Consider the following 12678-nt stretch of genomic DNA (forward strand, 5'->3'; position numbering starts at 1 on the left):
TGCGCCTGTTATTAACGTTGGAAGTTGCCTTTTTCATTAACTTTAATACTAAAAGGCTGCAAATAGGTATCAATTAAAATGGCGGCCTGTTTTCTGGTTAATAAGCATTCGGGATCATAACTGCCTGTAAAATTGAATTTCTTTTCCCAACCATTTTCTATTTGAGTATCCAGCTCATCTCCTTTGAGGGCGATGAACTTTATTAAGCTTATTAAGTCTTTTAATTTTAGCTCTTCAATGGATTTGTCACTAAACCAGATTTGGCTTCTCGTATAAAGACTGCGCATAACGGGTTCCAGTTCCATAGAAGATACATGCTTATCGACATCAAAGATCAGCTTAGCGCCTTTTCCATCTTCATTGTCCATTCTGCCTTGTATAATTCCGGTTAAGCCAACCCGTTGAATGCTCGAATTATTGACATCCTCAAAGGCCACATCATGGAAAGGCAATAGCTGAGCTTTATATGCTAATAGTTCACCTTGCAAAGTCCGGATATTGATTTTATCCGACGTTGTTTCAAAGAATGCACAATAAGAAGCGATTGCCCCGATAGATTGTCCATATAACATGAGTGAAGGTACATCTTGAATGGACTCTTTAGGCTCTTTGATTAAACCGTTTGAGCCATGAACCACAAAAAAGTTCTCTGCATAAGGTTTTAATAAGGAGGCGGTTGGAATTATCCATTCTTGTTGATCTCTGTCTTCCACCATTAAACTCGTTCTGTAGATAGTTGAGCCATACAGTTGATCGGTAGTAACAGGATTAATTGAATCAGCTTCTTTTGCTGGAAGTTTGTCTTTGTCGTTTATTAGTGGAACTAACTTAGCTTGCAGGCTAGCATCAACTACGGCATAAACGCTATAGTTTTGACCGTTTGAGAGATCTATTTTCCATCTTTTACCTGATTTCTTCATTCTTTTTATCTCAGTATTATAAACTACGGTAAGATTCTTTGAGGAATCAATCATTTGCTCAAAGGTGTTCTTTGAGATCTGCGGACTGAGGTAAACTTTGGCATGGTTGAAAACTGAATCTGAATAATCTTTTGCATTCAGCGATAGTTTCAGGAATTCGGCCCAGAGCCCGGCGTCTAAGTTCTGATATGAATTTATTGATTTAATATCCTGGCCTTCTGTAAGAGCGCTGTTAAAAGATGCATCCGGGTTTATCCATAAAGCAGAAACGCCAGATTTTGAAGCCTGGACTGCGCTGGCCAATGCTGCTTCGCCTTGACCATATATAATAAGTTTTGCTTTGCTTGGCTTTTGAGCAAAAGAAACAGAACTAATTAATAATAAAACACACAATACAGAGATTCTATACATTTTTAATCAATTAATTTATAAAACTAACAAAAAAAAGCTGCGATGGAAACCCATCACAGCCTAAAGAAACGTTTTTGTTTTTAAATTATTGACCTGCTTCTGCTTTAGCTTCAGCTTTCATTTTATCGTTTGCAACGATAACAATTTCAACTCTTCTATTTTCAGCTCTTCCAGCATCTGTTTCATTACTAGCGATGGGTTCGCTGGCACCTTTACCAGTTGTTCTGATACGGCCGGCATCTAAGCCTTGTGTAGTGGCATAGCTCTTAACAGACAATGCACGGCGTTCTGATAATCCTTGATTATATTCTGCTCTACCTACATTATCTGTATGGCCGACTACTAAAATATCTGTATCAGAATTTTCGTTCATTGATTTAACTAACTGACGAATGTTTTCTTTTGCATTGGGTTTTAAATCAGCTTTATCGAAATCAAATAAAATACCTGAATCGAATTTTACGATAATACCTTCACCTGCTTGAATTACTTCTGCACCCTGAACGGTGTTTTCTATCTGAGCAGCTTGCTTATCCATCTTTTTCCCGATCAAACCTCCGGCTACACCACCAATAGCACCACCAATAACGGCACCTACAGCTGTATTACCAGCTTTATTTCCAATCAGCGCTCCTATCCCGGCTCCAGCACCTGCTCCTATCCCAGCTCCTTTTTGAGTGTTCGTTAAATTGGATAGTGAATCACAACTAACTAATAACATGGTAGAGGTTGCAATTGCTATCGCATATACAGCTACTTTTCTTTGAATATTCATAATGTTGATATTTTTATTTTGTTTTGTTGATTATTGCAAACACAATGCCAAAAACGTAAATTCGCCGCTTATACAATCATCAAATTATGCTACCAAAAGTTAATTTTAACGAAACCCCGGCTTTTAAATACCTTAGTAATCACTATATTGAGATCGCACCTCAATCAATGAGAGATTTGTTTAAATCAGATCCTCAACGATTTGAAAAGTTTTCTATCAGCAATGGGGATATTTTATTTGATTATTCTAAGAATCGGATAAACGATGAAACCATGGCATTGCTTCTTCAATTAGCACGTGAATGCAAGGTGAAAGAAGCAATTCAAGCGATGTTTTCTGGAGATCTTATTAATGAAACTGAAAATCGTGCTGTTTTACATACAGCTCTTAGAAGCCAGGATGCTAATCCAATTCAGGTTGACGGGGAAGATATTAAACCAGAGATCAAAAAGGTATTGAAGCAAATGGAATCTTTCTGCGACCGGATATTATCAGGCGAATGGAAAGGTTACACCGGTAAAGAAATAACCGATGTGGTAAATATTGGAATAGGTGGTTCTGACTTAGGACCTGTGATGGTTACTGAAGCATTGAAGGCATATAAAACCCGACTTAATTTACATTTCGTTTCTAATGTTGATGGAACGCAAATGGTAGAGACGTTAAAGCCTTTAAATCCTGAGACTACGTTATTTTTAGTAGCATCAAAAACCTTTACAACTCAAGAGACTATGTTGAACGCTTTTTCGGCTAAAGACTGGTTATTGAAAAGTGGAGGAAAGGAAAGCGATGTAAGTAAACATTTCGTAGCCCTATCAACCAATACAGAAGCTGTTAAAAAGTTTGGTATTGATACTGATAACATGTTTGTGTTCTGGAATTGGGTTGGAGGACGTTATTCTTTATGGAGTGCAATTGGTTTATCAATTGCTTTAGGGATAGGATATAAGAACTTTGAAGAACTTTTAAAAGGTGCTAACGCGGCTGATGTTCACTTTCAAGAAAGTGAATTCGAAGAGAATATTCCGGTGATTATGGGAGTATTAGGCGTTTGGTATAACAATTTCTTTGACTCTGAAACCCAGGCTATTTTACCATACGACCAATACATGCATCGCTTTGCAGCATATTTTCAACAAGGAGATATGGAAAGTAACGGTAAGAACGTTGATCGTAACGGTAAAAATGTTGATTATCAAACAGGACCTATTATTTGGGGAGAGCCAGGTACGAACGGACAGCATGCTTTTTATCAACTTATCCATCAGGGAACAAAGTTAATTCCTTGTGATTTTATAGCACCTGCTCAAAGTCATAACCCGATAGGCGCCCATCATACTTTTTTACTTTCTAACTTTTTTGCCCAAACAGAGGCATTAATGAATGGAAAAACAGAAGAAGAGGTATATAAGGAACTTCAGGATAGTGGGCTAAGTGAGGATGCAATTAAGAAATTGCTTCCTTATAAAGTGTTCGATGGGAATAGACCTACAAACTCTTTCCTGATCAAGAAAATAAATCCCTATACTTTGGGTACTCTGATAGCTTATTATGAGCATAAGATATTTGTTCAAGGCATTATTTGGAATATCTTTAGCTTCGATCAATGGGGTGTAGAGTTAGGTAAACAACTCGCAAATAAAATTTTGCCTGAGTTGGAAAATAACGATGAAGTTAATACACATGATACTTCTACCAATGGTTTGATTAACCAGTTTAAAAAATGGCGGTAAGTATATTTAATATGTAATCGTTAACTTTGCAAATGTTTCCTGTCAATTTGACGGATAGCGAGTTTTGGATTATTTATTGACAAACCAAAGAAGATCAATTAAAAATATTATAGATGTTAGGATTCTTAAGTAAAGTTTTCGGAAGCAAATCTGCACGAGACATAAAACACATTCAGCCTTTAGTTGAAAAGATTAAAGCTGAATACGCAAAGTTAGATTCAATCACGAATGACGAGTTGCGTAGTAAAACAATCGCGTTTAAAGAGAGGATAGCTGAGCACTTAAAGGAAACTGACTCGGAAATAAGCAAGCTTAAAAAAGAAGCTGAGCAGCCTGATCTGGAAATGTCAATAAAGACATCTTTATATGAGCAAGTTGATAAACTTGAGAAAAATAGAGATAAGGAATTAGAAGAGGTATTGATGGAAATACTTCCGGAAGCTTTTGCGGTTGTTAAAGAAACGGCCCGTCGTTTCACAGAAAACAAAACGCTGGAGGTTACGGCTCTTCAATTTGATAGAGATTTAGCTGCTACTCGCCCTCATATAGAAATACAAGGTGATAAAGCTGTTTGGCAGAATACCTGGATAGCTGCCGGAACCCCGGTTACCTGGAACATGATTCATTACGATGTTCAGTTAATTGGAGGTATTGTACTACATGAAGGTAAAATTGCGGAAATGGCTACTGGGGAAGGTAAAACCTTGGTTGGTACGTTGCCTGCCTATTTAAATGCTTTATCGGGTCAGGGAGTTCATATTGTAACAGTCAACGATTATTTAGCACGTCGTGACTCTGAGTGGAATGGCCCTATCTTTGAATTTCATGGTTTGAAGGTAGATTGTATTGATAAACATCAACCGAACTCGGAAGCCCGTAGAAAAGCTTACGCTGCAGATATTATATTTGGTACGAACAATGAATTTGGTTTTGATTATCTACGTGATAACATGACTCAAAATCCTGAAAGCCTGGTTCAGAGAAAATTGCACTATGCAATGGTGGATGAGGTTGACTCAGTTTTAATTGATGATGCTCGTACTCCTTTGATTATTTCAGGCCCGATTCCTCGTGGTGATGAACATGAGTTCTATGAATTGAAGCCCAGAATTGAGCGCTTAGTGAATGCACAAAAAACCTTTATCAATACGGTTTTAAATGATGCTAAGAAAGCAATCAGAGCTGGTGATACAGAACCTGAGAGCGGTGGCCTGGCATTATTACGTGCATATAGAGGTTTACCAAAGAATAAAGCTCTTATTAAGTTTTTAAGTGAGGGAAGCAATAAGCAAGTGCTTACGAAAGCTGAGAACTTTTACATGCAAGAGCAAAGCAAGAATATGCCTAAGGTTGATGCTGAACTGTTCTTTGTTATTACTGAAAAACATAATCAAGTAGAGCTTACTGAGAAAGGTATTGAACTGATCACTGCTTCTGGCGAGGATGCAGGGTTCTTTATTATGCCGGATGTAGGTTCTGAAATTGCTGAATTAGAGAAGTCTGATTTAAATGCTGAAGAGAAAGTTGCAAAGAAAGATGAAATCATGCGTGATTTCTCTATCAAATCTGAGCGTATCCATTCAGTTAACCAATTATTAAAAGCATATACCTTATTTGAAAATGATGTTGAATATATCATTGATGAAGGCAAGGTAAAGATCGTGGATGAGCAGACAGGCCGTATTATGGAAGGCCGTCGTTATTCTGATGGTTTGCACCAGGCAATTGAAGCAAAAGAAAACGTTAAGGTTGAAGATGCTACTCAAACTTATGCTACTGTTACATTACAGAACTATTTCCGTATGTATCATAAGTTAGCGGGGATGACCGGTACTGCAACAACGGAAGCAGGTGAGTTATGGCAGATCTATAAATTGGATGTTGTTGAAATTCCAACCAATGTTCCAATTCAACGTGAGGACTTACAGGACGCAGTTTATCGTACTGCCCGTGAAAAATATAATGCAGTAGCTGAAGAAATACAGCGATTAACAGAAGCGAAAAGACCAGTACTAGTTGGTACAACTTCGGTTGAAATTTCTGAATTGTTAAGTAGGATGTTGAAGATACGCGGAATTAAACACAATGTTTTAAATGCGAAGCTTCACCAACGCGAAGCAGATATTGTTGCTGAAGCCGGTCATGCCGGAACAGTAACGATTGCTACAAACATGGCTGGTCGTGGTACGGATATTAAATTAGGAGAAGGTGTTAAGGCTGCTGGTGGTTTAGCTATCATTGGTACAGAGCGTCATGAATCCAGACGTGTCGATCGTCAGTTAAGAGGTCGTGCTGGTCGTCAGGGAGACCCGGGTTCATCCCAATTCTTCGTTTCTCTTGAAGATAACTTGATGCGGTTATTTGGTTCAGAAAGAATCTCCAATATCATGTTAAGAATGGGAATTGAGGAGGGAGAGGTTATTCAACACTCCATGATTACCAAATCTATTGAGCGTGCCCAGAAAAAGGTTGAAGAAAACAACTTTGGTATACGGAAACGACTGTTAGAGTACGATGACGTAATGAACTCTCAGAGAAGTGTAATTTACTCGAAAAGAAAGAATGCGCTCTTTGGTGAACGTTTAGATGTTGATTTAAATAATACCATTTTTGATACTATTGAGGAAATAGTTAGCGAGTGTAAAGAAGGCGGACATTATGAAGACCTTCAACTTGAGTTTATCCGTACTTTTTCAATAGATCCGGAGTTAGATGAAAACATCTTTAATAATGAAGGTATATCTTCTTTAACTCATAAGTTGTTTGATAAGGTAAATGAGTTCTATCACCGTAAGGCTGAAGTGATTGCTAAACAAACATTCCCGGTTTTAAAAGATGTATATGATACTCGTGGAGAACAAATTGAGAACATTGTTGTTCCTTTTTCAGATGGAACAAAAGGTATTCAAGTAACTTCTAACCTTAAGAAAGCAGTTGAATCAGATGGTAAGGAAGTTTTCAAATCATTTGAGAAAGGTGTTGTTCTTGCTTTAATTGATGAAGCATGGAAAGAGCATCTTCGTGAAATGGACGATTTAAAACAATCTGTGCAGAACGCTGTTTATGAGCAAAAGGACCCAATTATTATTTATAAAATGGAGGCCTTTAACCTGTTTAAGGATATGTTGATTAACATGAATAAGGAAGTTGTCAGCTTCTTATTCAAGGGAGGAATTCCTACTCAGAATCCACAGGAAGTTAGAGAGGCTAGACCTGCGCCATTACAAAACAAAAACATTAAGGTGTCTAAACCAGAATTAGCTACTGCAGGAGCAGGTGTTGGAAATTTGGGAGAAGATACCCGAGAATTGCAAAAGACTCAACCTATTAGAAACGATAATAAAGTTGGTAGAAACGATCCTTGCCCATGTGGAAGTGGCAAAAAATATAAAAACTGTCATGGGATCGGGCAGGTGTAATTAGATATTAGCATATGAATTGCAAATCGGTTTTTCTTGGATTAAGCTTTCTGTTATTTTCCTTTGCTGCCATGGCGCAGAACAAGAAGGGGAGCCTGGAGATTGTTAAGGATCCGATGATTGACCTTTTACAACAGAGCCGTATTGTCTTTAACAATACTTTAACTGAAGATGAGCCTGAAGTTAGAAACGAGAAAGGTACGAGAGGAACTGCTTTAGGTTTTCGGATTCAGATATTTTCTGGCTCAAGTCGTAATGAGGCCTATGCAATTCAATCACGTTTCCAACAACGGTATGGAGATATCAGCACTTATATAACCTATACTCAGCCTAATTATAGGGTGAAAGTGGGAGATTTTCGTAGCCGGAGTGAAGCCCAGTCATTTATGGCTGAGTTGAAAAAAAGCTATCCTTCTGTCTTCCTGTTTACCGAACAGATATACGTGTATTATTAGATTTGAAGTTCATGTTAAAAGAAGAGATAAAGGAATTAGCAAAGAACAATTTTTCAGAAGTTGTCAGCAATCGCAGGCATCTGCATGCTAATCCAGAATTGTCTTTTGAAGAATATAATACTTCATCTTTTATTAAAAATAAACTCGACGAACTAGGTATTAGCTATCAAAGTATGGCTAATACGGGTATTGTTGCTCTGATTAAAGGCGATAAGCCTTCGGATAATATTATTGCATTAAGGGCCGATATAGATGCGCTACCCATTCAAGAAGTTGAAGGCCGTGAGTATGGCTCTAAAAACCAAGGAGTAATGCATGCTTGTGGACATGATGTGCATACTTCATCTTTATTGGGCACCGCTAAAATTTTATCTCAGTTAAAAGATAAATTTGGAGGAACGGTGAAGCTTATCTTCCAGCCTGGTGAGGAAAAACTCCCGGGAGGTGCAAGTATTATGATCAAAGAAGGGGTACTAGAGAACCCTGTTCCGCAAGCCGTTATTGGACAGCATGTAATGCCTTTTATTGAAATAGGTAAAGTGGGTTTCCGCTCTGGAAAGTACATGGCTTCTTCTGATGAAATTTATGTACGCGTAACTGGTAAAGGCGGCCATGCTGCCCAGCCACAACAAAATATTGATCCCATTGTAATTACGGCTCATATTATAACAGCTCTTCAACAAATTGTAAGCCGGGTGGCTGATCCTAAAATACCATCTGTTCTTTCTTTTGGAAAGATTAAAGCAGAGGGTGCTACCAATGTAATCCCAAACGAAGTTTATCTGGAGGGCACGTTTCGTACATTTGATGAAGCCTGGAGAAAGCAAGCGCATCAAAAAATGAAAAAGATGGCTGAAGGTATGGCTGAAAGTATGGGTGCAACATGTGAATTTGAAATCAGACATGGGTATCCTGTCTTAATAAACGAAGAAAAATTAACGACTTCCGTTCGTTCGTATGCAGCTGATTTTCTTGGTGAAGAAAATATAGTTGATCTTGATCTTTGGCTGGCAGCAGAAGACTTTGCTTATTATTCGCAAAGTGCTAATGCATGCTTTTATAGGTTAGGAACTGCCAATACTCCAAAAGGAATTACTTCGGCCGTACATACACCTTCTTTTGATATTGATGAAAATGCTTTACAGTTAGGTACAGGATTAATGGCCTACCTGACTATAAAACAGCTTGGTAATTAACCTGGCTTATTTTATAAACATAATTAATTCCCCTTTTCTTTATGAATGAATTAGAAAATAATTTAGAGACATCCTCCAATTTTATCAGTCGGTTCTCTTATGATTTACTTATAAAATGGGGGGTGGAGCAAGATCAGGCGGCATTGGTAAATTGCTTGGTATTATTGGCCGCATTAATCATTCTGATATTTGTTGTTCTAAGCATTGTTCGGGGGATTCTGAGACTGGTTATAAACTATATAAGTAAAGCTCAGAAACTAAAGTTTTTAAATTATTTAAGAGCACATCGATTTGCACATTACCTGGCACTAATAGCTCCTGTAAGTTTGGTTCGTGCCGGCATACCCATTGTATTCGAGAGTTTCCCTGCGTGGATTAAACCACTATCATTGCTTACAGACATTTATTCTGTTTATATGGTGGTTTCTATCATTACTTCCGTTATAAGGGCTTTAATTGATTCTTTAAAAGAGTCGAATGAAACTTTCCGGTATAGACCAATGGAAAGTTATATTCAGGTAATGAATTTTGTGCTTTTCTTTTTTGGGGCAATCTTCATTTATGTGCGTTTAACCGGTGAATCACCTTTAGCATTTTTTGGAGTGCTGGGGGCTACTTCAGCTATATTATTATTGATTTTTCAAGATACCATTAAAGGATTTGCAGCGAGTATTCAGGTTACGACCAATGATATGGTTCGAATCGGTGATTGGATTACCATACCAAAATACAATGCCGATGGGACTGTACTGGAAATTACTCTGACTACTGTTAAGGTACAGAATTTCGATAAAACCATTACCACTGTTCCAACCTATTCTCTGATTTCAGACTCATTCAATAACTGGAGAGGGATGCAGCAATCAGGCGGCAGACGAATTAAAAGGTCGATAACTGTTAAACAAACATCCGTTCGTTATTTAGAGGATGATGAACTGGAAACTTTCAAAAAAATAAGTGGTATATCAAGTTATATTGATAAACGGCAACAAGAAATATCAGAACACAATACCAGGCTTGGATTCGATAGGAATCTGCGCGTAAATGGCCGGAATCTAACTAATGCTGGTTTATTTCGTAAATATATTGAATGGTATTTGCTTTCTCATCCCGGCATTAATAAAGATATGTCATTAATGGTGAGGCAATTGGAGCCAAGCAATAAAGGACTTCCTTTTGAAGTATATGCTTTCACTAATACGGTAGTTTGGAGAGATTATGAGAATATTATGTCTGATATCTTTGATCACCTGATCGCAGCGGTGATGTATTTCGACCTACAAATTTTTGAAGATGTTGCAGGGAGCGACGCAGATGCCTTAAAACTTCAGAACCCAATTTGGAGGGATATAATTCCAGGTAAAGAAAAATAATTAACTTTACTTAGGAGGAAATGAATTGATAAAGCAAACAACCATTGACCGGGTATTTGATGCCATTCAGATAGAAGAGGTAGTTGGAGACTTCGTTGATTTAAAAAAACGTGGTACCAGTTTGCTTGGTCTTTGTCCCTTTCATAATGAAAAAACTCCTTCCTTTAATGTTTCAGTAAGTAAAGGAATCTATAAATGTTTCGGTTGTGGAGAAGGCGGTCATGCTGTCGACTTTGTCATGAAGCATGAAAAGTATTCATATCCGGAAGCTATTCGTTACCTCGCTAAGAAGTACAATATTGAAGTAGAGGAAGATGAACAAAGCGAAGAACAACAACTTGTACAGGATCAGAAAGAAAGCCTCTTTATTGTAACCAATTGGGCTGCAGAATTATTTCAAGACAGCTTGTGGAATACCAATGAAGGTAAAACAATAGGTTTAAGCTATTTTAAAGAGCGTGGATATCGAGAAGATATCATCAAAAAGTTTGAATTAGGATATTCGCCCGAAAGCTGGGATTATTTATATACAAAGGCAGTACAGGCAGGGCATCAAGAAGAATATCTTGAAAAAACGGGCTTGATCATTAAGAAAGAAGGGGGAAAAACATACGACCGATTCAGAAGTCGCGTCATGTTTCCCATTCATAATCTTACAGGAAGAACATTAGGATTTGGAGGGCGTACCCTTAAAACGGATAAGAAGATTCCTAAATATGTTAATTCTCCAGAAAGCGACATCTATCATAAGTCAGCAGTTTTATACGGACTATATTTCGCTAAGAAATCAATTGTTACGGTTGATAATTGCTACTTAGTTGAGGGCTATGCAGATGTTCTTTCCATGCATCAGGCTGGCGTTGAAAATGTGGTTGCCTCTTCTGGTACCTCTCTTACGATAGAGCAGATAAAGCTAATAGCACGTTTTACGAAGAATGTAACCATGTTATACGATGGAGACGCTGCTGGGATAAAAGCATCGCTTCGGGGAACGGATATGCTCCTAAAGGAAGGCTTGAATGTTAAGGTATTGCTTTTTAGCGACGGTCATGACCCGGATTCTTATATTCATAAGTTTGGCCCTAATTCCTTCCAGGAATATATTCAGAAGAATCAGCAGGATTTTATTTCCTTTAAAACTCAGATTCTTCTGCAAGATGCTGGTAATGACCCCATCAAGCGTGCTGGAGTTATTCGTGAAATCGTTGAAAGTATTGCTCTGATTCCTGATCAAATTAAGGCTTCTGTTTTCATTCGTGATTGCAGTGTTAAGCTTGATATTGAAGAAAGGGTTTTGATATCTGAGCTTAATAAAATGCGGCTACAGCAGTCGAGGAAACAGAATCCTTCACGCAATGAATCTTTATCAGACTTGCCACCTGAAAACCTGTTTGATGATGAAACAGTTGCTACAGAGAACCAATTGCCAGAGGTCAATTCAAATGATCTGCAAGAGCAGGAGATTATTCGTTTATTATTGCATTATGGAGAGATGCCTGCAACCTGGTTAGAGGAAAAGAACTATCCGATTGCGATATTGATCTTATCGTCTTTACAAGATGTGGAATTTACTGATCCTGTTGCGAAAAAGGTTGCTGCCATTTATATTGAATATTTAAACCGGCAAGAATTACCGGAACAACGGGTATTTATAACAAATTCGGATAAGGAGGTTTCAAACCTGGTTATCTCATTGCTTTCGTCACCTTATAATTTAAGTCCGAATTGGAATGATGATAAACGGCAGATTTATGTGAAGCAGGAGACCGATAATTTAAAAGAGACAGTTTTAAAGGCTATCTTTAGAATGAAAAAGCGTAAAATAGACGAGCGGATTCAAAAAGTTCGCGATGAAATTAAGGAAGAGACCAATCCTGAAAATATTGCTATTTTATCACATAAATATTTAAAACTAAAGGAAGTCGAAAAAGAAACTCTGGCATTCTTAGGAACAGTTATTAGCAAATAAATGGCTAAACATTTGGAAACCGGCCAATCCGGAGAAATTGCTGCATTACACTACATTGAAAACCTAGGATATAGAATATTAGCTAAAAACTGGCGCTATAAGCACTTAGAGGTTGATATTATTGCAATGGATGGTTCTGTCCTTTTATTTATAGAAGTGAAAACGCGCCGTAGTTCTTCATATGGTCTGCCTCACGAAGCTGTAAATTATCAAAAACAGCAACAGCTTGATCGTGCCGCAAATCTCTATATTTCTTATATTAAGCATATAGGAGAAATTCGTTTTGATATTGTCTCTATTTTAATAGATGGCTCAAGCAATTACCAAATAGAACATATTAAAGATGCATTTTGGCCAGAATAATAGAATTAGTGTAGAAATAATTACTTTAGTATCAATAAAATTTTAGTCATCGCCATTTTAAAAC

At 37.6% G+C, this 12678-nt stretch carries 9 protein-coding genes; 7 read left to right on the forward strand and 2 right to left on the reverse strand.

Annotated features, from left to right (window positions below; genetic code table 11):
* Positions 1-11: 11 nt before the first annotated feature.
* Complete coding sequence (locus C8N28_RS08295) at positions 12-1331, reverse strand: FAD-dependent oxidoreductase (RefSeq protein WP_132223675.1); 1320 nt, start codon at positions 1329-1331, stop codon at positions 12-14.
* Between the two features lie 85 nt (positions 1332-1416).
* Positions 1417-2106, reverse strand: coding sequence for an OmpA family protein (locus tag C8N28_RS08300; RefSeq protein WP_132223678.1), 690 nt, complete (start codon positions 2104-2106; stop codon positions 1417-1419).
* A gap of 86 nt (positions 2107-2192) precedes the next feature.
* Here C8N28_RS08300 and pgi point away from each other — a divergent pair, with 86 nt between their 5' ends.
* The 7 genes from pgi to C8N28_RS08335 all read left to right on the forward strand — a co-directional run bounded on the left by pgi (position 2193) and on the right by C8N28_RS08335 (position 12614).
* A complete protein-coding gene (gene pgi, locus C8N28_RS08305) occupies positions 2193-3839 on the forward strand; it encodes a glucose-6-phosphate isomerase (protein ID WP_132223681.1) in 1647 nt (548 codons plus the stop codon).
* A gap of 113 nt (positions 3840-3952) precedes the next feature.
* Complete coding sequence (secA, locus tag C8N28_RS08310; protein ID WP_132223684.1) at positions 3953-7258, forward strand: preprotein translocase subunit SecA; 3306 nt, start codon at positions 3953-3955, stop codon at positions 7256-7258.
* A 14-nt stretch (positions 7259-7272) separates the two neighbouring features.
* Positions 7273-7713 carry an SPOR domain-containing protein gene (locus tag C8N28_RS08315; protein ID WP_132223687.1) on the forward strand — a complete coding sequence of 147 codons (441 nt, stop codon included), beginning with the start codon at positions 7273-7275 and terminating at the stop codon, positions 7711-7713.
* A gap of 11 nt (positions 7714-7724) precedes the next feature.
* Positions 7725-8909 carry a M20 metallopeptidase family protein gene (locus C8N28_RS08320; protein WP_132223690.1) on the forward strand — a complete coding sequence of 395 codons (1185 nt, stop codon included), beginning with the start codon at positions 7725-7727 and terminating at the stop codon, positions 8907-8909.
* A 41-nt stretch (positions 8910-8950) separates the two neighbouring features.
* The gene (locus tag C8N28_RS08325) at positions 8951-10282 is read left to right on the forward strand and encodes a mechanosensitive ion channel family protein (RefSeq protein WP_132223693.1); all 1332 of its coding nucleotides are present in this window, start codon (positions 8951-8953) and stop codon (positions 10280-10282) included.
* 25 nt (positions 10283-10307) lie between these two features.
* Positions 10308-12251 carry a DNA primase gene (gene dnaG, locus C8N28_RS08330; protein WP_132223696.1) on the forward strand — a complete coding sequence of 648 codons (1944 nt, stop codon included), beginning with the start codon at positions 10308-10310 and terminating at the stop codon, positions 12249-12251.
* Positions 12252-12614 carry a YraN family protein gene (locus C8N28_RS08335; RefSeq protein WP_132223699.1) on the forward strand — a complete coding sequence of 121 codons (363 nt, stop codon included), beginning with the start codon at positions 12252-12254 and terminating at the stop codon, positions 12612-12614.
* Positions 12615-12678 lie beyond the last annotated feature (64 nt).

Source organism: Albibacterium bauzanense, from assembly GCF_004339765.1.
Lineage (GTDB): Bacteria > Bacteroidota > Bacteroidia > Sphingobacteriales > Sphingobacteriaceae > Albibacterium > Albibacterium bauzanense.